The following is a 22727-nucleotide window of genomic DNA, read 5'->3' on the forward strand; positions in this document are numbered from 1 at the left end:
GCGCATTCCCGCGCAGGTGTGACGGCGTCGTGACGCGCGGTCACGTCGATTCCGACAATGTGTCACGACGCCATTTCCGAGCGCATTCCCGACGGCCCGCGGTAAGGATTGCCTCACACATTTCGCGCGCTTTCCTGCGCGTGCGCGACGACGGCCGCGAGACCGGTGCCGGCGATCCACCCACCCGTCACCGCGAGCCCCGGCACGTCGTCCACGCGACCGACGAAGGCCGCGACCTCCCGCCGGTACGCGGGCGTGGGCGGCGGCAGCGCGCCGTCCCACCGCGTCAGGAGGTGGCCGAGCACGCGCCCGTGCAGGTCGACGCCGAACAGGCGCGACGCGTCGGCCACCACCTGCGCCAGCTCCGGCTCGCTCTGCACGCCGATGCGCCCGTAGCTGAGGCGCACCACGTGGTGGCCGGGCCCGAGGGCCTCGCGCACCCGGGTGCGCAGCCACGGCCACTTCGCGGTCGCGTGGGTCATCGCCTTCGCCTCGACCTCGGGGCGGTGCGGCGCGCGCCCGCGTCGCGGTGCGGCGGGGCGACGAGCATCCCCGTACCGCGCGGGGCGTCGTCGAGCTCGGGCGCGCGCAGCAGGAGGGTCACGAGCCGCACGTCCGCGCCCGGCTCCGGGTCCGGCACGACGTCCGCCGGCCCGCCCACGAGCGGCCAGAGCTGGTCGACGAGCGCGGGCGTCGTGACGACGAGCCGCGGGGCGTGCAGCGGCGTCTCGCCGTGCGGGCCGACGGCGGTGACGCGCCACGCGTTCTCCACCCGCGCCAGCGCGACGACCTCGTGCCGCGTGCGGACGTCGGCCTGCGCCGCGAGGGCGTCGACGAGCCGGTGCACGCCACCGTCGATCCCCCGGACGGCCGAGCCGGCGGGCGCGAGCGCGCGCAGGGACGCGACGGCGCCGGCGAGCGAGCCCTCGCGCTCGAACGCGGCGCGCAGCCCGGGAGCGACGGCGTCGACGTCGAGCCGGTCGAGCGGGGCCGAGTGCACGCCCGTCGCGACGGGCGCGACCAGCCGCTCGGCGACGCGCGTGCCCATCCGCGAGCGGGCGAACGTCCCGAGGTCCGTGGTGTCCGCGAACCGAGGGGGGAGCACGCGGTCCAGGCTCGCGCGCAGCGACCCCAGGACACCGACCGCACGGCGCACGTCCGCCGCCCACGGGTGCGCCGGGATGCCGAGGACGCCGGCGCGCGGCAGCGGGAACGGGCGGCCGGCCGCGTAGCCCCACGCGGACGCGGGCGACGGCTCGACGACGTCCAGCCCCAGCGCGGCCACGAGCTCCGCGACCTGGGTGCCGCGCGCGGCGAACGACTCCGCCCCGACGTCGATCCGCACGCCGTCCAGCCCGGGCAGGGCCGCGCCGCGCACCGGCCCGCCGGGCACGTCCTGCGCCTCGAGCACGACGACGCGCAGCCCGCGCTCCCGCAGGGTCCGCGTCGCCGTCAGCCCGGCGACGCCCGCGCCGACGACGACCGCGTCCACGACCTCGACCCCGCCGCCCGGGGCGGGGTGCGTCGTGCCCGGTACCGCCGGCGCGCCGGTCACCGTGCGCCGCCCGCCGCCCCGGTGCCCTCGGGGGACGCGCCCGCCGGCGCGGTCGCGTGCACGAGCTCGACGACCCGCGTGAGCACCGTCGGGTCGGTGTCGGGCGGGACGCCGTGGCCGAGGTTGAGCACGTGCCCCGGCGCAGCCGCCCCGCGGCGCAGGACGTCGCGCACGTGCGCCTCGAGCACGTCCCACGGGGCCTGGAGCAGCGCCGGGTCGACGTTGCCCTGCAGCGGGACGACGGCGCGGGGCGCGTCGGCCCCCGGCGTGCCCGGGACGGCGGGCGCGGTGGCCGCGAGCGTCGCCGCCGCCTCGTCGAGGGGCGTGCGGTAGTCCACGCCCACGGCGACGTCCTGCACCCCGGCCGCGAGGACGGCGTCGCGCATCGCGGGCAGGAGGTGGCCCGTGCCGGTACCGAAGTGGACGACGGGGACCCCGAGGTCGGCGACGTGCGTGAGCGCGCGGGTCGACGCCCCTGCCGCCCCGGCGGAGTAGTCCGCGAGCGACAGCGAGCCCGCCCACGAGTCGAAGAGCTGGGCCGCGCTCGTGCCGGCGAGGACCTGGGCGCGCAGGAAGGTGCCGGTGAGGTCGGCCGCCCAGTCGACGAGGCGCTGCCACGTCTCGGGGTCGCCGCGCAGCAGGGCGCGCGCGGCGAGGTGGTCGCGCGACGGGCGGCCCTCGACGAGGTAGGCCGCGAGCGTGAACGGGGCGCCGGCGAAGCCGATGAGGGGGGTGGTGCCGAGGGCGTCGACGGTCGTCGCGACCGCCTCGGTGATCGGGGCGAGCGCCTCGGGCGTGATCTCGGACTCGACGAGACGCGCCACGTCGTCGCGCGTGCGGTAGGCCTGGCCCATGACGGGGCCGACGCCCGGCGCGATGTCGACCTCGACCCCGGCGAGGCGCAGCGGCACCACGATGTCGGAGAAGAAGATGCCCGCGTCGACGCCGTGGCGCCGCACGGGCTGCAGCGTGATCTCCGAGGCGAGGTCGGGGCGCAGGCACGAGTCGAGCATGCTCACGCCCTCGCGCGCCGCCCGGTACTCGGGCAGCGAGCGCCCGGCCTGGCGCATGAACCACACGGGTGTGATTTCCGGCCTTTCCCCGGTCGTCCCGGCGCGCAGCGCGCGCACGAGCGGGGATTGCGTCGTGCGGCCGTCCGCGAGCGGGTGCGTGGGCGCGAGTGAGGGGAATTTCACGATCGACAATTCTGCCCCTCGCGCGCGCCGATGGTTAAATCGAAGCACTGTGGCTCTTCTCTCCCTGACGGCCAGCCACCACGAGCTCGATCTCGACGCCCTCGAACGTCTCTCGACCGGCGCCCACTCGATCGGCGGCTCGGCGGTCGCGGCCTGCGACGTCATCTCGGGTGCGGTCGTCCTCGCGACGTGCAACCGCTTCGAGCTGTACCTCGACGTGGACGCCCCGCTCGACGGACCCGGGGTGCGCCACGCGACCGAGCACGTCGCGCGGCTCGTCGCGGAGGCGTCGGGGGTCGCGCCCGACGAGGCCGCCCGGTCCTTCCGCGCGCGCGCCGGCAGCGAGGTCGCCGAGCACCTGTTCTCCGTGGCCTCCGGCCTGGACTCGATGGTCGTGGGGGAGCGGGAGATCGCCGGCCAGGTGAAGCGCGCGCTCGAGACCGCGCACGCCGACGGGCTGACGTCCTCCACGCTCGAGCTGCTGTTCCAGACGGCGTCGCGCACGTCCAAGCGCGTGAGCACCGGCACGACGCTCGGCGGGGCCGGCCGGTCGGTCGTCGCGCTCGGGCTCGACCTCGCGTCCGCCGAGCTCCCGCCCTGGCACCAGGTCCGCACCGTGCTCATCGGCACCGGGTCGTACGCCGGGGCGAGCCTCGCCGCGCTGCGGGCGCTCGGCTGCGACGACGTGCGCGTCTACTCGCAGTCCGGCCGCGCCGAGGAGTTCGCGGCGGCGCGGGGCGCGGAGGCCGTCACCGACCTCGTGGGGGCGCTCGAGGACGCCGACCTCGTCGTGTCGTGCAGCGGGGCCCGCGGGCGCGTCGTCGCGGTGCCGGGCGAGGGCGTGCACCGCGAGCAGGCCATCGAGCACGTTCTCGACGCCGCGTCCGTCGTCCGGGCGCGCGAGCGGGCCGCTGTCGCGGCCGGCGACGAGCCCGAGGCGCGGCCGATGGTCGTGCTCGACCTCGCGCTGCACCGCGACGTCGACCCGCACGTCGCCGACGTCGAGGGCGTGCTGCTCTACGACCTCGGGACGCTCGCGGCGCACTCGCCCGCGATCGCGTCGGACCTCGTGGCGCACGCCCGGGGGATCGTCGACGACGCGGCGCGCGAGTTCGAGGAGACCCGGCTCGGGCGGGCGGCGGACGCCGCCGTCGTGGCCCTGCTCGCCGACGCCGAGCGCCGCATCCGCGCCGAGGTGGACGACGTCGTCGCGCTGCGCCGGGCGGACGGGGACGACCCGGACGACGCCGAGGTGGAGGAGCTGGCGCGCGGCGTGCGCCGCCGCGTGCACGCCGACCTGCACCGGGCGATCGTCGCGGCACGGGCGAGCGCCGTCGAGGAGTCGCGCGCCGCCGAGCGCTCGGTCGTCGAGGACGCGGAGGCGATGATCGCGGAGGCCGACGCGAGGTCCGCTGACGCGCGCCCCCGGGCGACGGTAGCCTCGCTCGTCGTGACGACGACGGACGTGATCGGCAGCGGCAGCGCCACCCGGCGCCTCGGCGTGCTGGACATCGGCTCGAACACGGTCCACCTCGCGGTGGTCGACGCCGCCTCCGGCGCGCGCCCCGTGCAGGCCGCGGGCGCACGCACGGTCGTGCGGATCATGCGGTACCTGCAGCCCGACGGTTCCCTCTCGGCCGAGGGCGTCGCGGCGATGCTCGACGCGGTCGACGCCGCGATGGCCCTGGCCCGGGAGTCGGACGTCGACGAGATGCTGCCGATGGCGACGTCCGCGCTGCGCGAGGCGACGAACGGTCCCGACGTCCTGGCCGCGATCGCCGAGCGCGTCGGCCGCCCGGTCCAGGTGCTCTCGGGCGAGGAGGAGGCGCGCCTGACGTTCCTCGCCGCGCGCCGCTGGCACGGCTGGGCGGCGGGACGGCTGCTCGTCCTCGACATCGGCGGCGGCTCGCTCGAGATCGCGTCAGGCGTCGACGAGGAGCCCGACCTCGCGGCGTCGGCCCCGCTCGGCGCGGGTCGCATGACGATGGCGTTCCTCCCGGGCGACCCGCCCGACCCGGCGGACGTCGACGCCCTGCGCGAGCACGTGCGCGCGACGCTCGCCCCGACCGTCGCGGCGTTCGAGCGGCTGCCCCGGCCCGACCACGTCGTCGCGACGTCGAAGACGTTCCGGTCCCTCGCCCGCCTCGCGGGGATGCAGCACGAGGTCGTCGGGCCGGACGAGCGGTGGCGGATGCGGCGCTCGCAGCTCGCGGACTGGGTGCCGCGCCTCGCGCGGCTCACCGCCGAGGGGCGGACCGCCCTGCCGGGGGTCACGCCCGAGCGGACGGTCCAGATCGTCGCCGGTGGCGTCGTCGCGGTCGAGACGATGCGTGCCCTCGGCGTCGACGAGCTCGAGATCTGCCCCTGGGCGCTGCGCGAGGGCGCGATCCTGCGCCGGCTCGACCACATCTGAGCGCTCGCCCGCCGCTCAGCGCCTCCAGGCGGGCGGGTCCGAGCCCCAGGCGTGCGCGGGGGCGGGGTGGTCGTCGACGGCCTCGTCCCCGAGGTGGTCGAGCGCGGGGCGTGCCGTGGTCACCGTGGTGGTACGCCCGTCCACGCTCACGTCGTGCCCGACGACGCAGTGCGCCCCGGGCGGTGTCGGCGGCGCGTGCGCGGGGTCGCGTCCGGGGGCCGCGAGCAGCGCGGTCGCGGTGCGGGCGAGGACGCCGTCGACGTCGCGCCCGCGCCCGTCCGTGGCCCGGTCGGCGAGCGCGTCGACCACGGCGGCCGTGACGAGGTACCCGGTCGCGTGGTCGAGCGCCTGCGCGGGCAGCGCGCCGGGCGTCACGGACCCCGGCGGGCCGTCCGTCCCGTCGCGCGAGCCCTCGACGAGCGCGATGCCGGTCGCGGCCTGCACGATGGAGTCGAACCCGCGCCTGTCCTGCCACGGGCCGTCGTCCCACGCGGCGACGCGGGCGCGGACGACCCCGGGCGGCGTCCGGAGCCCGAGCCGCTCGAGCGAGCCGGGCCGGTAGCCGGTGACGAGCACGTCGGCCGCGTCGAGCAGTTCCTGCGCCCGGTCGAGGTCGCCGCGGTCGCGCAGGTCGAGCAGCGTGGATCGCTTGCCCTGCCCCGAGTCGAGGTGCTGCCAGCCGATCTCCGGCAGGTGCGGCGGGTCCACCCGCAGCACGTCGGCGCCGAGCAGGGCGAGGGTGCGCGTCGCGACCGGGCCCGCGATGACACGCGTCAGGTCGAGCACGCGCACCCCGTCGAGCGGTCGGCGCGCCCGGGCGAGGGGGCGGTGGGCGGCGGCGTCGTCGCGAGCACGGGTCCGCACCGGGTCCGCCGACCCGGCGCCGCGGCCGGGTGCGGCGTCCCACCCGTCCTCGGTGCGGACCCGCACGGCGACCGCGCCGGCCTCGGCCGCGGCGTCCTCGACGTCCTGCGCGGTCCGCTCCTCCAGGCGCGCGGCGAGGTCGTCGCGGGACGCGTTCCCGGGTAGGCCGAGCAGGTCGAGCAGCCGCGCGCGGTGGTGCGGGTAGTTCGCGTGCGTGCGCACCCAGCCGTCCGCGGCACGGAAGAAGCCCGACATCGGCGCGAAGCCGTCGACCGGTTCGCCGTCGAGACGCAGGAGGCGGTCGCTCGTGAACGCGGCGGCGACGCGCTCCGGGTCGGGCGCCGGGCCGACGTCGTACCCGCCGGCGCGCGCCGCGGCCTCCTGGACCGCCCGCACGGACGACACGGCGAGGTCGAGGACCGGCAGCGTGGCGGCGAGGTACCCGTCAGGGCGAGGTGTCGGCGTGCTCACCTCGCCGACGGTACCGACGCCGGGACGACCCGGCAGCAGGGCGCGGCCGGACGGCTCGGCCGGCACGGGCAGGATGGCTCGGCCGGCACGGGCGGGCGGCTCAGCCGACGAGCACGTCCGCGAGGCGGTCCAGGACGATGCGGCCCGCGGGCGGCACGCGGCCGGCGTCGGCCGGGGTGAGCCATGCGAGCTCGGCGATCTCCGCGCTCGGCGCCGGTTCCGGCGAGCCGGGGCGAGGCTCGGCCTCCATGCAGTGCATCCGCACGAGACGCCCGCCGAGCCCGTGGCCCGGTGCCTCGGCCACGAAGCCGGGGCGGACCGTCGCGGGGTCGAGCAGCACGCCCAGCTCCTCGCGGATCTCGCGGACCAGCGCCTCGGCGTCGGACTCGCCGTGCTCGACCTTGCCGCCGGGCATGAAGAACCGGTCCTTGCCCGTGCTGCGCACGGTGAGCAGCCGTCCGTCACGCACGTGCACCCACCCGACGGTGCGCAGCGGCTCCTCCGCGGCAGCGAGGTCGGAGGCGGTGCGGGGGCCGGGCGTCGGGAGGGCAGCGGGAGCGTCGTCGCGGGTCACGCGTCGATGGTGCCACGTCGGGCGGCGGGCACCCCGTCCGTGCAGCTACTCCGCGACGCCGGTCCCCAGCACCTGGCCGTCCGCGTCGAGGGCCTCGACCGCGACGTACGCCGCGTCCTCGGGCACCGGCGCCAGCGCGGTCTCGAAGCCGTCGCGCGGGACCTCGGCGACGGGCTCGGCATCGGCCTCCGAGGAGCCGGCGACGAGGCGCCACGTCGCGACCTCGGTGGCGCCGTTCCAGCTCGCGTACGCGGTGCCGCCCTCGATGACGACGAGCGGTGGGTCGGCCGGCGTGCCCACCCAGTCGTCGAAGCGGTACGCGCGGTAGGACTCGCCCGCCTCGAACGGGAACTCGCGCACGAGGGTGCCGTCGGCGGTGAACTCGCTCGTCAGGCGCGCGTCGCCCCAGCCGATGACGACGTTGCCGTCGTCGAGCACCTGGAGGTTCCCCTGGCTGCCCGCGATGAGCGTCGGGTCCGTCGGCAGCCACTCCTGGGCCACCGTCGCGGTCATCGCGTCGGTGTCGAGAGCGAGACGCAGACCGCGTGAGCGCTCGCCGACCGGCGGGTCGCCCTGGTTGTCGAACAGGGTGAGCGTGCCGTCCTCGTGCATCTGCGCGTCGTGCTGCCACGCGAACTGGGCGCCGGTGCCGTCGTCGGGCCCCTCCATGTCGAAGTCGCTCGCCGTCCCGCCGAGCACCCACGCGACGTCGCCGGTGGTGCGGTCGATCCGGTACACGGCGTGCGTGTTGCGGGCCGAGACGAGGACGTCGCCGTCGGGGGTGAGGTTCGCGCTGTTGATGTGGAACCAGTCGAAGGGGTCGTCCTCCGCACCCTTCGGCGCGTCCGGGTCGGCGTCGGGGGACGTCTTCGTGTCGGTGAGGTCCACGTGGTCGGACGCGCGCCACTCGAACAGCACGTCGCCCGTCTCGACGTCGACCTCCTGGACGACGTTCTCCCACGTCCAGCCGTCCTCCGGGCCGCCGACGGGGGTCAGGTCGGTCTGCTCGGCGACGTAGGCCAGGAGCAGCATCGTGCCGTCGGGGGTGATCGTGGCGTCGTGCATGTCGGCGTTGCCGGGCTCGATGTCCCCGCCGGTCGTCACGCGCGTGATCTCGCGGTAGCTCGAGTCGAGCACGACGATGTCGCCGAACCCGTGCCCCACGAAGTCCGACTGCCCCACGTAGTAGGTGATGACCTGCTCGCCGTCGAGCTCCTGGACCCGCACGTCGTACGCAGGCGTGTCGTCGGGCGAGATCCACACGGGCTCGCCCTCGCCGTCGACGAACAGCGCCCCCTTCTTCGGCGCCTCGCTTCGCTTCGGCCCGAGCACGTAGAGCGCGTCCTCGGCGTCGTCCGTCGCGGCCGGGCCCTGCGTGACGGGCAGCACCGGCGCGACGAGCCCGGTGGAGCGGAACGTGTGCACCGCGGGAGGGGTCGTCTCCGACTCGGTGGGCTCGGCGTCGTCCTGCGACCCCGTGCATCCCGCGACGACGAGCGCCGTCGCGACGAGGCCGACGGCCGCCCGCATGCTGACCCGAGTGCCGTGCATGGCACGAGACTGCCGCAACTCCGCGGGTGACGCACCCGAGAACGCACGCGCGGACGCACGCCGCCGTGGGGCGACCCGCTCGCGGTCGAGCACGACCCGGCGCGCGGCCGAGAACGACGGTGCGCGCGGCCGAGAACGACATTGATGACGGAATCCGCGGGATAACGACACCAATCTCGTGCTCGGCGTCATCGGCGCGCCGTCGCAGATAGGTTCGTGGCGAGGGTATGGTCTCGGGCATGGTATCGAGACCTCTGCAGGAACCGGCGTTCCTCATCCTCTCCGCGCTCGCACGCGAGCCGCTGCACGGGTACGGGATCGCGCAGGACGTCGAGGCGAGCTCGGACGGGCGCATCACGCTCCGGGCCGGGACGCTCTACGGCGCGATCGACCGCCTCGTCGCCGCCGGCCTCGTCGAGGTCGACCACGAGGAGGTCGTCGACTCGCGCCTGCGCCGCTACTACCGGCTCACCGCCGAGGGCGGCAGCCGCCTCGCCGCCGAGGCCGAGCGCGCCGAGGCCCAGGCGCGGAGGGCGCTCGAGCGGTTGGCGTCGCGCACGTCCGGGCGCTCGCCGGGCGCAGCTGTCCGGCCGGTGGGCGGCGCGGTCGACGGCGGGGTGGTCCCGGCATGAGCGGCGTCGACGACCGCGCCGGTGCCGTGGACGGCCCCGCGACGGCACCCGAGGCCGGGGAGCTCCCCGTCGCCCCGGTGCTGGTCCGCGACTACCGGAGGCTCCTGCGGCTCTTCCCGTACACGTACCGGCGCGAGCACGAGGCGGAGATGCTCGGCCACCTCCTCGACGGCGCGGCGCCGGGGCAGGCGCGCCCGTCACGCGCCGAGCGGTGGGACCTGCTGCGTGCTGCCGCCCGCGAGTGGCTCTTCGCCCCGCTCGGCTCGACGGCGCGGCAGCGCCGCGACGGGAGCGGGGTGCTGCTCGTCGTGCTCATGCTGCTCCTCGCGGTCCAGGCCGCGCGTGAGCTGTCCGCCACGATGCTGTTCCTGGGCAACGAGAGTCGTCACGAGGCCCTGGGGATCGCCGGCGAACCGCTCTGGATCGGGGTCAACGCCCTGATCTCGGCGCCGCTCGCCCCCGCGTGGCTCGCGTGGGGTCTCTGCGTCGGTTCGCTCGCCGTCGGGCTCTCGAGGACGGGGGCGGCGCTCGCCGTCGTCGCGGCGGTCGCCGGAGCCTTCGCAGTCGGGGGCCTCGTCGTCGCCGAGCGGACGTACCTGGCGTACGTGACCGCGGGATGGGTCCTCGCTCTCGCCGCCTTCGCGCTCGTCGTCGGGGACCGCGCGCGACTGGAGGTGCGCGTGATGACGCTGCGCGCCGTCACCGTGACGGTGTTCTCGGCCGCCGTCGCGGTCGGCCTCCACGCACTCGCCGCGCCGACCGGAGACAGTCTCTGGGCGAGCTCGATCCTCGTGGGGAACGTCTCCTGGACGCTCCCGGGCCTGCTCCGCCCCGCGTTCGTCGTGCTCGGGGCCATGCTCCTGTGGGAGCGCACGCGCCAGTCCGTCCCCGCGCTCACCGGCGTCGCCACCGCGCTGTTCCTCGGCCGCGAGCCGTTCTTCTGGTCCGAGGGCCTCTGGATCGAGCCCGTCCACCTCGGAGACGTCCTTGCGCTGCTCGGGGTCTCGCTCGCCGCGACGGCGGCCACCCGATGGGTGGTCAACCGGCTGGGCGAGCTGAAGGCGCCCGGGCCTCGCACCGCGCCGTTCTCGCCGCGACGGGCGGCATCGCCGGGCCTCGCGAGCCACGCCCCGGCGAGCCGACCGCCGTCTGAGGCCGCGCCGTCGGGCACCCCGAGAGCGGGTGGGCCTCCGGCATCGGGTTGTCGCTCGCCGTCGACCACGACCGTGCTCGCCCACGAGAACGGGGTTGGTGTCGTTATCCGCCGGATAACGACACCAACCCCGTGTTCGGCGGCGCGGGGGCCAGCCGTCAGGCAGGTGGTCCGCCACGAGGCGCTCGGCGAGGCCCGTGTAGGTCGCGGGGGTGAGGTCGGCGAGGCGCTGGGCGACGTCGTCGGGCAGGCCGAGGCCGGCGACGAACTCCCGCAGCCGCACAGCGTCGACCCGCTGCCCGCGCGTGAGCTCCTTGAGGCGCTCGTAAGGGTTCTCCATGCCGGGCACGCCCGCCACGGAGGCGGCGCGCATCGCGGACTGGATGGGCTCGCCGAGCACCTCCCAGTTCTCGTCGAGGTCGGCCGCCATGAGGTCGGCGTTCGCGGCGAGGGCGGCGAGGCCGCGGCGCACGTTGTCGATCGCGAGCAGCGAGTGGCCGAACGCGGGGCCGATGTTGCGCTGCGTCGTCGAGTCGGTGAGGTCGCGCTGGAGGCGCGAGGTGACGAGCGTCGCGCCGAGCGTGTCGAGGAGCGAGCACGAGATCTCGAGGTTCGCCTCGGCGTTCTCGAAGCGGATCGGGTTGATCTTGTGCGGCATGGTCGACGACCCCGTCGCGCCGGCACGGGGATCTGCGTGAAGAAGCCCAGCGAGATGTACGTCCACACGTCGGTGGCGAGGTTGTGCAGCACGCGGTTGAACCGCGCGACGTCGGCGTAGAGCTCGGCCTGCCAGTCGTGCGACTCGATCTGCGTGGTCAGCGGGTTCCACGTGAGGCCGAGGCCCTCGACGAAGTGCTTCGAGACCGACGGCCAGTCGACGCCCGGGACGGCGACGGTGTGTGCGCCGTAGGTGCCCGTCGCGCCGTTGAGCTTGCCCAGGTACTCGGCGGCGCCGATGCGGCGGAGCTGGCGGCGCAGGCGGTGCGCGAGCACGGCCAGCTCCTTGCCGAGCGTCGTCGGCGTCGCGGGCTGGCCGTGGGTGCGGCTCAGCAGCGGGACGGCCGCGTGCTCGCGCGCCATGTCCGCGAGCTGGTCGGCGAGCGCGGTCGCGGCGGGCAGCCACACCTGCTCGACGGCGCCGCGCACCATGAGCGCGTACGACAGGTTGTTGACGTCCTCGCTCGTGCACGCGAAGTGGACGAGCTCGCCGACGCCGGGGAGCACGGTGTCCGCGCCGAGCGACTCCGGCGCCGTCGCCAGCCGACGCTTGACGAAGTACTCGACGGCCTTGACGTCGTGCACCGTCTCGCGCTCGATCGCGCCGAGCTCGGCGATCTCCTCGCCGCCGAACGCCGCGGGGATCTGCCGCAGGTACGCGACCTCTGCCTCGGACAGCTGCGGGGCGCCGGGGACGACCGGCCGGACCGCGTTCTCGTCGACGGCCTGCACGCCGTTGCACAGCGTGATCAGCCACTCGACCTCGACGTGGATGCGCTCGCGGTTGAGCGCGGCCTCGCTGAGGTGGTCCACGAGCGGGGCGACGGCGCCCCGGTAGCGGCCGTCGAGCGGGCCGAGCGCGATGGGCGGCGTGACCTCGGCGAGGCTCGCGCGAGCAGGGCTGTGGGCGGCGGAGTTCTCGGGCACGGCCCCGATTCTCCCACGCGGCCCCGCTGCCGTCCGGGGACCGGGACGACTGCCAGGGCGAGCCCGGTCGAGGTGGCCATGCGCGCGGCCGGGTCACGCGGCCTGCACGTGCACAGCCCCGGGAGCGGGCGGTCCCGTCCACACCGGACCGCCCGTGGCGGGTGCCCGCCCCCGCCGGGTTCCTACCGTGCCCGCATGAGCTCCTCGAACGGCGCGCCACCGGCGTGCCTCGTCCCGCTCGCGGGATCGGTCGCCGACCCCACGCCCTCCCTGCGCGCCGTCGGGGAGGCCGTCGCCGCGGCGCGGTGGCGCGTCGACGGCGCGCGCTCGCTCGGGTGGGCCGGTGCGGCGGCGGAGGGGTACGGCCGCGTCCTCGACGACGCCGTGGCTCGCGCCGTGGCGGCGGGTGCCCTCGCGCAGGACGCGATCGTGGCCGCCGACCGCTGGCTGCGCGCCCTCGACGCGGAGCACGCGCGCGCCGTCGCGGCGGGGGAGCGGGCGTGGTGAGCCGCCCGCCGGACCCCACGGCGACGGTGAGCGTCACGGGCGGGACCGTCGCCGCCGTCGACACGGAGGCGATCCTCGCCCAGGCCGGCGTCGTGCGGTCCGCGGCCGACCTCGTCGGCGAGGCGCGGGCGGCGTGCGGCGCCGCACGCCGGCGGGTCGGGGGCGCGCGGTGGGCGGACGCGGGGCCCTTGTCCGCCGGGACGTCCGGCTCCGCGTCGTTCGCGACGGGGCTCCCGGGGACGACGTGGGCGGTCGCGCGCGAGCACGCCGTGGTCCTCGAGTCCCTCGACGTGCTCGACGCCGCGCTCGCCGACCTCGAGGCGCGGCTCGACGACCTCGCTCTGCGGACGGTGAAGGCCTCCGGGACGTACGCCGCCGCCGAGTCGGCCGCGTGGCAGGTGCTCGGCGCGGTCGCCGACATCCCGGTCGTCGGGCTCGTGGCGGCCGTCCTCGTCGGCGAGGCGGCGTTCCTCGCGGGGGCGCTCACCGGCGACGGGCTCGCGTGGGACCGGATCGTCACGGGCGGCGGGCCGATGCACGAGCGGGCCGTCGGGTCCACCGGCGCGCTGCTCGGCCTCCTCGACCCCGACCGCGACCTGTCCGCCGCCCCGACGGCGGCGAACGCGGCCGCCGTCCTGCGTGGCCTCGCCGGCGGCTGGCGCGGGCTCTTCCGCGACGGCGTCCGGCTGGAACGGCTGGGGCCCGAGCGCTCGCCCGACGCCGCGCTGATGCCGCCCCGCGCGACGCGCAGGACCTGCTGCGGCGGATCGACGTCGTGTCCGGCGGGAGTGAGGACAACCCGGTGCCGCACTCGACGATCGGGCTCGAGAAGATCGTGCACGACGACGGGCGAGCCACCTGGTGGTGACCATCCCGGGCACCCAGCTCGGCCGGTGGGGCACGCCGTTCTCCATGACGTCGAACTACGGGCTCGTCGCCGCCGAGCGTGGCGGGGCGGCCGAGGTCGCGGCCGCGGCCGACAGCGCCGCCCTGGTGCTCGCCGCGCTCGAGGACGCCGCGGTGGACGCCGACGACGAGGTGGTGCTCGTGGGCCACAGCCAGGGCGGCATGGTCGCCGCGGCCGTCGCCGCGGCGACGGCGGGTCCGGCGGCGACCGCCGCGGGCCGAGGTGGCGCGGGCGCAGGCGGCGCGGGCTCGGGCGGCGGCGTGGCACTGGGGGACGTGCCGCGGTACCGCGTGACGCACGTGGTGACCGCCGGGGCGCCGGTCGGCGGGCTGCCCCTGCCCCCATCCGTGCTCGGTACGCACGTCGAGAACCGGCAGGAGGGCGTGTCGAGCCTGGACGGGCGGCCCAATCCCGACGGTCCCTACCAGGTCACCGTGACGCGCGACCACGACGTCGGCGGCGACGGCGACCCGGGCGCGTCCCGCACGGCGTCGGGTTCCACGTGCAGGCGCTCGCCGACGCGGAGGCGATCGGGCACCCCGGGCTGGGCGCGCACCTCGAGGCGCTGGAGCGGTCGCTCGACGGCCGTCGCGTGGAGACGCGGTACTACCAGGGCACGCTCGAGCTCGACGTGGAGGCGGTGGCGGACCGTGTCGCGGACATCGGTGCGCCGGGGGTGACGGACGCGGGCGACCTCGTGCGGCGGGCTCTCCTGCCGGGCGGGGTCGGTGGCTCCACGGTGGTCGCGCCCGGGCCGGACGGCGGCACGACGGAACGCGTGCGGTGAGCGGTGGAGCGGGCCGCGCCGGGGCGGGTCAGCGCTTGTCGCGTCCCGGCACCACGGCGGAGACCAGGAAGTTGATGACCGCGATGATGAGCGCGGCGAGCAGCGCCCACCAGAACCCGCCGATGATGCGGATGCCCCAGTCGGTCTGCTCCGTGATCCACGCCGTGAGCATGAGCATGAGCGCGTTGACGACCAGCGAGAACAGCCCGAGCGTGAGGATGTAGAGCGGGATCGACAGGACCTGCACGATCGGCTTCACGACCGCGTTGACGAGCGAGTAGATCAGCGCCACGACGAGGACGATGACGAGCCTCCCGCCGGGCGTGTCGGAGCCGACGATCTGAAAGTGCTCGTCGATGAACAGGCTCGTGAGCCAGATCGCGAGGCCGGTGACGAGGACGCGGACGACGAAGCTCATACCGGGCATCCTGCCATCGGGCCGTCGTGCGCACGATCCGGGCAGCCCGGGCCGACGGGGGCGTGTCATCGGCCCACGGCCACTTCTGGCGGTCACGCAGCAGAACCTGATCACCTGTCGACAGAGACGCGCGTCGCCCCTAGGCTGCAGAACGTCCCGACGGCGCGGTCGGTCCCGACGAAGGAGTCGTCCATGGCTGAGTCCCCCGTCCGACGTCCGCTGGCCCTCGCCGTGACGGGGGCGCTGCTCCTGTCCGGTGCGGCCCTGCCCGCCTCCGCCGCGGTCCCCGACCCGGAGGTGATCGGCCCCGTCCCCGCGACGACGGCGCTCGGCGACCCGGCGCACGGCTACCCGTTCCTCGCGACCGACTACGACCTCGCCGGGCACGGCTACGTGGAGGAGGAGTTCTTCCTGGAGGGCGAGGCGACGCGGTACCAGGCCGACGGCGTCACCGACGCGACCGTCCTCAGCACGGGGCACGACTACCGCACCCGCATCGTGGTGCGACGGCCGGTCGACCCCGACGCGTTCAACGGGACCGTGATCGCCGAGTGGTACAACGTCTCCAACCAGTGGGACCAGGAGGTCGACTGGTTCCAGACGCACGAGCACCTCGTGCGTGAGGGCTACGCGTGGGTCGGCGTCTCGGCGCAGCGCGCGGGCGTGCACTCCACGACGGGCCTGCGCGCGTGGAGCCCCGAGCGCTACGGCGCGCTCGACCTCACCGACGGCGGCACCGTCACCGACGACTCCCTGTCGTACGACGTCTTCAGCCAGGCCGTCGAGGCGGTGCGCGACCCCGAGGGCACGGCACCGCTCGGGCCGCTCGACGCCGAGCGCGTCGTCGCGACCGGGCACTCCCAGTCGGCGGGTCGTCTGCGGACCTACGTCAACTCGGTCGACCCGCTCGCCGACGTGGTGGACGCGGTCGTGCTTCACGGCGGGGGCGCGTCGATCCGCGACGACATCGACACGCCCGTGTTCAAGCTGAACAGCGAGACCGACGTCGCGATCAACCTCCTCGGGGCCGCGGAGCGTCAGCCCGACACCGACCTGCTGCGCACGTGGGAGGTCGCGGGCGCTCCCACGGCGACTGGAAGCTCATCACGGACTACGGGCGCCTGCGCATCCGGGACGTCGGGTCGGCGCCCGGTGGCTACCCCGGCACGCCGCAGACGTGCGAGCAGCCCTCGGGCTCGCGGGTGCCGCAGCACCTGGTCCAGGGCGCCGTGTACGACCACGTCGCCGCGTGGGTGGCCGAGGGCACGGCCCCGCCGGCGGCGTCGCCGATCGCGCTGACGGACGACACGCCCCCCACGGTGGCGCGCGACGAGCTCGGCCTCGGCCTCGGCGGCATCCGCCTCGCCCAGCAGGACGTGCCCTTCCGGATCAACTCCGGCCTCAACGCCGGGCCCGGCTTCTGCTTCCTCGACGGCGGGTCCACGCCCGTCGACGACGCCACGCTCGCCGACTGGTACCCGGACCCGCAGACCTACGCGGACGAGGTCGTCGCCACCACGCGCGCGGCGCTCGACGCGGGCCACGTGATCGACGACGTCGCCGCCGACCCGTCCTGGTACACCGACGTGATCGAGCTCGTGGGCGACCGCGTCGCCGCCGGGACGATCGATGCCGCGGTCGCGGAGCAGGTCCAGGACCGCGTGCGGCAGGCCCTCGACGCCGCCGACGCGGGCGACTGGGAGGCGGCCGACGGGTTCGTCGCCCAGGCGCAGCACCTCGGCGAGACCGAGATCGAGGACGCCGACGCGGCGGCGAGCGTCGTCCGCGCCACCCTGGCCGTGCGCGGGATCCTCGAGCTGACCGCCGGTGCCGACGACCTCGCCGTGTCCGCCGCGGCCGAGGCGCGCTGCCTCGGCGGCAAGGTCTACCTGGCCGTGCGGGCCACGAACGACGACACCGTGCCGGCCGACGTCACGCTGACCACGCCGTTCGGCTCCCGGACGCTGACCGGCGTCGAGCCGGGGGGCGCCGCGTACCACGCGTTCGCCGCGCGGGCGACGACGGTCGACGCGGGCAGCGCCCAGGCGTCCGCGGCGGGCGGCGACCGCTCCACCACGGCCGACGCCGCCTACGACGCGCTGGCCTGCGGCTGAGGTCGCGCGGCCCCGCGTCCGCCACGTGCCGTCACCGGCACGTGCCGCCGGACGCGGGGTCCGCGCCCCGGCGCGCGGTGGCATGATCGAGGACCGTGGCCCACGAACCCCGCGTCCCCCTGCGTCCTGCCGTCGCCGCCCTGCCGGCCTACGTCCCCGGCGCGCGCGTCGCCCCGGGCGCCGCGGCGTTCAAGCTCTCGTCGAACGAGAACCCGTACCCGCCGCTGCCGTCGGTGGTCGCCGCCATCGCGGACGCCGCCGCGGACGCAACCGCTACCCGGACATGTACGCGACCGAGCTCGTCGAGGCGCTCGCGGACGACCTCGGCGTCACGCCCGCCGAGGTGGTCGTGGGCAACGGCTCGGTGGCGGTGCTGGCGCACGTGCTGCAGACCGTCGTCGAACCGGGCGACGAGGTCGTCTACCCGTGGCGCTCGTTCGAGGCCTACCCCATCGCCGTCGCCGTCGCGGGCGGCACGTCCGTCCAGGTCCCGCTGCAGACCGGGGCGGGCCTCGGCCGGCTCGACCTGCCCGCACTGGCCGCCGCCGTCACCGAGCGCACCCGCGTCGTGATGGTCTGCACCCCCAACAACCCCACCGGCCCGGTCGTGCACCGCGACGAGCTCGACGCGTTCCTCGCGGCGATCCCCTCGGACGTGCTCGTCGTGCTCGACGAGGCCTACCTCGAGTTCGTCCGCGACCCGGAGGCGCCCGACGGGCTCGCCGTCTACGCCCGGCACCCGAACGTCGTGCTGCTGCGGACGTTCTCGAAGGCGTACGGGCTCGCGGGCCTGCGCGTCGGCTACGCGGTCGCGCGCCCGCGGCTCGCGGCCGGGGTCCGCGCCGTGTCCACACCGTTCGGCGTGTCGCACGTCGCCCAGCGCGCCGCGCTCGCGTCCCTCGGTGCGCGCGACGAGCTGCTCGCCCGTGTGGAGCACCTCGTCGCCGACCGGACCCGGCTCGTCACGGGACTGCGCGACCAGGGCTGGGAGATCCCGGAGACGCAGGCGAACTTCGTCTGGTTCGACCTGGGCGAGCGGACGGTGCAGCGGGCCGAGGAGGCCCGCGCCGCGGGTGCGGTCGTGCGCCCGTTCGCGGGCGAGGGGCTGCGCGTGAGCGTCGGCGAGCCGGAGGCGACGGACCTGTTCCTGCGCGTGAGCGCGACGTGGCGCTGACGGCTCAGAGCTGACGCCGCACGCCCGCCTCGCGGGCCAGCCCTCTGAGCGCGCTGTCGAGGTCGCCGGTGTCGGCGTCCTGCCCGGACCCGCGGCGCAGCACGGGCAGCACGGGCGTGCCCGCCCCTTCCAGCTCGAGCGCGAGCGCCGCGTAGAGCGCCGCGACGGCCAGGGTCAGCCCGACGACGCCTGCCGCCGTGAGCCACCCCGGGGCCCCCGTGATCTCGGCGACGCCGGTGACGGCGAACCGCAGCGCGGTCAGTCCCATGACGCCCGCCGCGACGAGCTTGCCGGTCGAGGCCGCCGCCGCGGGCACGAGCATCACCGCCGCCGAGGCGACGAGCAGGACGCCGAGGCCGGGGCTCGACGCCCCCGGGGGCGTGACGAGCGTCGCGGTTCCCGCCGCCGCCCAGGTCCCCGCCAGGATCGCCGTGCCCGTCCCGGCGACCGGGTCCCGGGCCAGGAACCCGTACACCGCCGCGAGGAGCTGCGCCGGGACGGTGATGGCGAGCACCCCGAGCGCCACGACCCGTCCCTCGGACGGCGGCAGCCACCCGAGCTGGAGCGCGGCGAAGGCGGTCGTGGCCACGGCCAGTCCGAGGAACCCGAGCGGCAGCGGGCTGCCGATCGGGCGCACGACGATGCGCGTGACGTCGGTCGGTGCGGCGGAGCTCGCCGCGGGGGTGCTCGAGGTGTCGTTGTGCGTCATCGTCCTCTCCGGTCCCGGGTGCTCGTCGGCCGACGAGGCCTCTCCACGCAACGACGGCGGGCCGGACCTCGCAAGCGCCCGGTGCGGCGCGCGAGACGAAGCCACGCGTTGGAGGTTCCCTCCAAAGCGTCGCGGGGGACGTTGGTCGAGACGCCGGGGGCTCTCCCTACGGACTCGTAGCCTACGCTTGCGTAGGCTACGGAGACGTAGGTTCCGACGGCGCCCGCTCACCCGGGCGCACCTGCCCCCGAGCGGCTCGGCGCCCTGCCGGGCCGTACCGAAGGAGAATCGCGTGACGGACCACGAGGCGAGAGAACCTGCCCGGGACGCAGCGAGCACGCCCCCGGACCTCCCGGACGTGACCGGGGGGCCCGACGACGCCCCCCTCCTCCAGCTCGTGACCCCGGCGGGGGCGCGGGTGACCACGCCCGAGACCGACGCCTACCGCGACCGCGTCGCCCACCTCGACGCCGCGGCCCTGCGCGGCCTGTGGCGCGACATGGTGCTCACGCGTCGCTTCGACGACGAGGCGACCTCGTTGCAGCGCCAGGGCGAGCTCGGGCTCTACGCCCAGGCGAAGGGCCAGGAGGCCGCGCAGATCGGTTCCGGCCGCGCCCTCGCCGCGCAGGACTACGTCTTCCCGTCCTACCGCGAGCACGGCATCTCCCACGTGCGCGGCATCGACCCGACGGCACGCCTGCGGCTGTTCCGCGGCGTCGACCACGGCGGGTGGGACCCCACGGAGCACAACGTGCACCTGTACACGCTCGTCATCGGCTCCCACGCGCTGCACGCCACGGGCTACGCGATGGGCCTCCAGCGCGACGGTCTCGTCGGCACGGGCGACGCGGCGCGCGACACCGCCGTCGTCACGTACTTCGGGGACGGCGCGACGTCGCAGGGCGACGTCAACGAGGCGTTGGTGTTCGCCGCGGTGAACAACGCGCCGGTGGTGTTCTTCTGCCAGAACAACCAGTGGGCGATCTCCGAGCCCACGACGAAGCAGACGCGCGTGCCGCTGTACCGCCGCGGCGGCGGGTTCGGCATCCCGAGCGTGCGCGTCGACGGCAACGACGTGCTCGCGTGCTACGCCGTGACGGCCGAGGCCCTGGAGCGCGCCCGCTCCGGCGGCGGCCCCACGTTCGTCGAGGCGTTCACGTACCGCATGGGTGCGCACACGACGTCGGACGACCCGACGAAGTACCGCTCGCGCGCCCAGGAGGAGTACTGGCTCCGGCGCGACCCGATCGACCGGCTCGAGGCGCTGCTGCGCGCGGAGGACGCGTGGGACGACGCGTTCGCCGCCGACGTCGAGGCCGAGGCCGAGGCGCTGGGCGAGCGGCTGCGCACGGAGGTCCGCGCGCTGGCCGCCCCCGCCGGTGCCAGCATGTTCGAGCACGTCTACGCGACGCCGCACTCCGTCGTCGAGCGCGAGAGCGCGTGGTTCGCCGAGTACGAGCAGTCGTTCGCCGAGGAGGCCGCACGATGACCACGGGCACCACGAAGACCCTCACGCTCGCGCGGGCGATCAACGAGGGCCTGCGCCGCTCGCTCGAGAACGACCCGAAGGTCCTGCTCATGGGCGAGGACATCGGCCCGCTCGGCGGCGTCTTCCGCGTGACGGACGGGCTGCAGAAGGACTTCGGCGAGGACCGCGTCGTCGACACCCCCCTCGCGGAGTCCGGCATCCTCGGCACCGCGATCGGCCTCGCGCTGCGCGGGTACCGGCCGGTCTGCGAGATCCAGTTCGACGGGTTCGTCTTCCCCGCGTACGACCAGATCACGACGCAGCTCGCGAAGATGGGCTACCGCTCGGGCGGGCGCCTGCAGGTCCCCGTCGTCGTGCGCATCCCCTACGGCGGCGGGATCGGCGCGGTCGAGCACCACAGCGAGAGCCCCGAGGCGCTGTTCGCGCACACGGCCGGGCTGCGCGTCGTCTCGCCGTCCACGCCGCAGGACGCGTTCACGATGATCCAGGAGGCGATCGCCTCGCCGGACCCCGTGCTGTTCTTCGAGCCGAAGGGCCGCTACTGGGAGAAGGGCGAGGTCGACCTCGGCGGGCGCGGCGAGGGCGCGACCGTGCTCGACCGCGCGCGCGTGGTGCGCGCCGGCACCGACCTCACGCTCGTCGCGTACGGGCCGACGGTCGCGACGGCCCTGCGCGCCGCCGAGACCGCCGCGCAGGAGGGCCGCAGCGTCGAGGTCGTCGACCTGCGCGCGATCTCCCCGCTCGACACCGCGACGGTCGTCGAGTCCGTCCGGCGCACGGGACGCTGCGTCGTCGTGCACGAGGCGCCCACCTACCTCGGCTCGGGCGCCGAGGTCGCGGCGCGCGTGACCGAGGAGTGCTTCTACGCGCTCGAGGCGCCGGTGCTGCGCGTCGGCGGGTTCCACACGCCGTACCCGGTCGCGAAGATCGAGCACGACTACCTGCCGAGCCTCGACCGCGTCCTCGACGCCGTCGACCGCGCGTTCGCGTACTGACGCACCCGAAGACCAGGAGGACCAGCAGTGCCGACGTACGAGCAGTTCAAGCTCCCCGACGCGGGCGAGGGGCTCACCGAGGCCGAGATCGTGCACTGGCACGTGGCCGTGGGCGACCGCGTCACCGTGAACCAGACGATCGTCGAGATCGAGACGGCGAAGTCGCTCGTCGACCTGCCGTCGCCGTTCACCGGCGTGGTGAGCGAGATCCTCGTGGACGAGGGGGTGACGGTCGAGGTGGGGGTGCCCATCGTCGTCGTCGACACCGACCCGGACGGGACGGCGCCGGCCCCCGCGGTCCCGGGCGCGTCCGTGCCCGACGGCGCCGACGAGCCGGCCGGGGCGGGCACGACGGAGACCGAGCCCGCCGCCGCGGACGCCTCGAGTGGCTCCGGCTCGGTGCTCGTCGGCTACGGCACGGTCGAGCCCGGCAGCACGTGCCGTCGCCGCCGCGGCGCACCTGCGCCGGCCCCGGCCGCCGCGAGCCCGCACCCGCGCCCGCGCCTGCCCCCGCACCCGCGCCTGCGGCGCCGACGGCTCCGGCCGCCACGCCCGTGGCGCTGCCCGTCCTCGCGAAGCCGCCCGTGCGCAAGCTCGCGAAGGACCTCGGCGTCGACCTCGCGAGCGTCGCGGGGACCGGCCCGGGCGGGATCGTCACGCGCGAGGACGTGCTCGCCCACCACGACCAGGCGAAGGCGCAGCCCCTCGCGACGTACGCCGACGACGACCAGCCCTGGCTCGCGACGGGCGCCGTCACGCCCGACGGCCGCCGCACGCGCGTCCCGGTGAAGTCGGTGCGCAAGCGCACCGCGGAGGCGATGGTCGCGAGCGCGTTCACGGCGCCGCACGTCACGGTGTTCCACACCGTCGATGTCACGCGGACCATGAAGCTCGTGGCCACGCTGCGCGAGGACAAGGAGTTCGCGGACGTGCGCGTCACGCCGCTGCTCGTCGCCGCGAAGGCGCTGCTGCTCGCGATCCGCCGCCACCCCGAGGTCAACGCGAGCTGGGACGACGAGGCGCAGGAGATCGTCTACAAGCACTACGTGAACCTTGGGATCGCCGCCGCGACCCCGCGCGGCCTCGTCGTGCCCAACATCAAGGACGCGCACCGGCTCGACCTGCACGGGCTCGCGGCGGGCATCGCCGACCTCACCGCCACCGCGCGCGCCGGCCGCACGACACCGACCGACATGAGCGACGGCACGATCACCATCACCAACGTCGGCGTCTTCGGCATCGACACCGGCACGCCGATCCTCAACCCCGGCGAGTCGGCGATCCTCGCGTTCGGCGCGATCCGCGAGCAGCCGTGGGTGCACAAGGGCAAGATCAAGAAGCGGTGGGTCACGCAGCTCGCGCTGAGCTTCGACCACCGCCTCATCGACGGCGAGCTCGGCGCGCGCATGCTGGCCGACGTCGCCCGCGTCCTCGAGGAGCCCGCGCGCGGCCTGGTCTGGGGCTGACCGCCAGGCGGCGCAGCCGGCTCCTCTCACACGCCGGGCGGCGGCGGTGTGCGGAAGACCTCACACACGCTTAACGGGCGCCGTCGGCGGGCGAAACACGCGGTTCCT

The 22727-nt window shown here is 75.8% G+C and carries 14 protein-coding genes and 4 pseudogenes; 9 read left to right on the forward strand and 9 right to left on the reverse strand.

Annotation, left to right across the window (positions count from 1 at the left end):
- Window positions 1-113: 113 nt before the first annotated feature.
- The 3 genes from BJF88_RS22915 to hemE are packed head-to-tail and all read right to left on the reverse strand — an operon-like array spanning window position 114 to window position 2760.
- A complete protein-coding gene (locus BJF88_RS22915) occupies window positions 114-482 on the reverse strand; it encodes a hypothetical protein (RefSeq protein WP_369824447.1) in 369 nt (122 codons plus the stop codon).
- A complete protein-coding gene (locus tag BJF88_RS02585; RefSeq protein ID WP_369824448.1) occupies window positions 479-1555 on the reverse strand; it encodes an NAD(P)/FAD-dependent oxidoreductase in 1077 nt (358 codons plus the stop codon). Before BJF88_RS02585 ends, BJF88_RS22915 begins: the two co-directional genes overlap by 4 nt.
- Complete coding sequence (hemE, locus tag BJF88_RS02590) at window positions 1552-2760, reverse strand: uroporphyrinogen decarboxylase (protein WP_075827646.1); 1209 nt, start codon at window positions 2758-2760, stop codon at window positions 1552-1554. Before hemE ends, BJF88_RS02585 begins: the two co-directional genes overlap by 4 nt.
- 40 nt (window positions 2761-2800) lie before the next feature.
- On the opposite strand from hemE, the gene BJF88_RS22920 reads away from it, so the two are divergent.
- The gene (locus BJF88_RS22920; protein ID WP_083648805.1) at window positions 2801-5164 is read left to right on the forward strand and encodes a glutamyl-tRNA reductase; all 2364 of its coding nucleotides are present in this window, start codon (window positions 2801-2803) and stop codon (window positions 5162-5164) included.
- 15 nt (window positions 5165-5179) lie between these two features.
- On the opposite strand, the gene BJF88_RS02605 is transcribed toward BJF88_RS22920, so the two are convergent.
- The 3 genes from BJF88_RS02605 to BJF88_RS02615 are packed head-to-tail and all read right to left on the reverse strand — an operon-like array spanning window position 5180 to window position 8603.
- Complete coding sequence (locus BJF88_RS02605) at window positions 5180-6565, reverse strand: CoA transferase (protein WP_255371691.1); 1386 nt, start codon at window positions 6563-6565, stop codon at window positions 5180-5182.
- Between the two features lie 34 nt (window positions 6566-6599).
- Window positions 6600-7073, reverse strand: a complete 474-nt coding sequence (locus BJF88_RS02610) for an NUDIX domain-containing protein (protein ID WP_255371692.1) — start codon at window positions 7071-7073, stop codon at window positions 6600-6602.
- Between the two features lie 45 nt (window positions 7074-7118).
- Complete coding sequence (locus BJF88_RS02615) at window positions 7119-8603, reverse strand: arylsulfotransferase family protein (protein WP_075827647.1); 1485 nt, start codon at window positions 8601-8603, stop codon at window positions 7119-7121.
- Window positions 8604-8863: 260 nt separating this feature from the next.
- Between BJF88_RS02615 and BJF88_RS02620 the strand changes: the two genes are divergently transcribed.
- Window positions 8864-9256: a PadR family transcriptional regulator gene (locus BJF88_RS02620; protein WP_075827673.1), complete on the forward strand. Its 393-nt coding sequence runs from the start codon at window positions 8864-8866 to the stop codon at window positions 9254-9256.
- Window positions 9257-10572: 1316 nt separating this feature from the next.
- Here BJF88_RS02620 and purB read toward each other — a convergent pair.
- Window positions 10573-12062: pseudogene (gene purB, locus BJF88_RS02625) on the reverse strand (adenylosuccinate lyase); the annotation flags it as partial.
- A gap of 186 nt (window positions 12063-12248) precedes the next feature.
- Here purB and BJF88_RS02630 point away from each other — a divergent pair.
- Complete coding sequence (locus BJF88_RS02630) at window positions 12249-12560, forward strand: hypothetical protein (RefSeq protein WP_075827648.1); 312 nt, start codon at window positions 12249-12251, stop codon at window positions 12558-12560.
- Between the two features lie 861 nt (window positions 12561-13421).
- The gene (locus BJF88_RS02635; RefSeq protein WP_075827649.1) at window positions 13422-14147 is read left to right on the forward strand and encodes a hypothetical protein; all 726 of its coding nucleotides are present in this window, start codon (window positions 13422-13424) and stop codon (window positions 14145-14147) included.
- A 135-nt stretch (window positions 14148-14282) separates the two neighbouring features.
- On the opposite strand, the gene BJF88_RS02640 is transcribed toward BJF88_RS02635, so the two are convergent.
- Window positions 14283-14672 (reverse strand): phage holin family protein, encoded by a 390-nt coding sequence (locus tag BJF88_RS02640; protein ID WP_075827650.1) that lies wholly within the window; start codon window positions 14670-14672, stop codon window positions 14283-14285.
- A 192-nt stretch (window positions 14673-14864) separates the two neighbouring features.
- On the opposite strand from BJF88_RS02640, the pseudogene BJF88_RS21020 reads away from it, so the two are divergent.
- Together BJF88_RS21020 and hisC are read left to right on the forward strand one after the other, a co-directional pair.
- Window positions 14865-16786 (forward strand): annotated as a pseudogene (locus tag BJF88_RS21020) (alpha/beta hydrolase domain-containing protein).
- Window positions 16787-16881: 95 nt separating this feature from the next.
- Window positions 16882-17960, forward strand: a pseudogene (gene hisC / locus BJF88_RS02655) (histidinol-phosphate transaminase).
- Window positions 17961-17964: 4 nt separating this feature from the next.
- Here hisC and BJF88_RS02660 read toward each other — a convergent pair.
- The gene (locus BJF88_RS02660; protein ID WP_075827653.1) at window positions 17965-18669 is read right to left on the reverse strand and encodes a hypothetical protein; all 705 of its coding nucleotides are present in this window, start codon (window positions 18667-18669) and stop codon (window positions 17965-17967) included.
- Between the two features lie 358 nt (window positions 18670-19027).
- Here BJF88_RS02660 and pdhA point away from each other — a divergent pair, with 358 nt between their 5' ends.
- The 3 genes and pseudogenes from pdhA (at window position 19028) to BJF88_RS02675 (ending at window position 22619) form a co-directional block, all read left to right on the forward strand.
- Window positions 19028-20158 carry a pyruvate dehydrogenase (acetyl-transferring) E1 component subunit alpha gene (gene pdhA / locus BJF88_RS02665; protein ID WP_075827654.1) on the forward strand — a complete coding sequence of 377 codons (1131 nt, stop codon included), beginning with the start codon at window positions 19028-19030 and terminating at the stop codon, window positions 20156-20158.
- Window positions 20155-21153 carry an alpha-ketoacid dehydrogenase subunit beta gene (locus tag BJF88_RS02670; protein WP_075827655.1) on the forward strand — a complete coding sequence of 333 codons (999 nt, stop codon included), beginning with the start codon at window positions 20155-20157 and terminating at the stop codon, window positions 21151-21153. Before pdhA ends, BJF88_RS02670 begins: the two co-directional genes overlap by 4 nt.
- Window positions 21154-21180: 27 nt before the next feature.
- Window positions 21181-22619, forward strand: a pseudogene (locus BJF88_RS02675) (dihydrolipoamide acetyltransferase family protein).
- Window positions 22620-22727 lie beyond the last annotated feature (108 nt).

The sequence above is a fragment of the Cellulosimicrobium sp. CUA-896 genome, from assembly GCF_001942335.1.
Taxonomy (GTDB): Bacteria; Actinomycetota; Actinomycetes; order Actinomycetales; family Cellulomonadaceae; genus Cellulosimicrobium.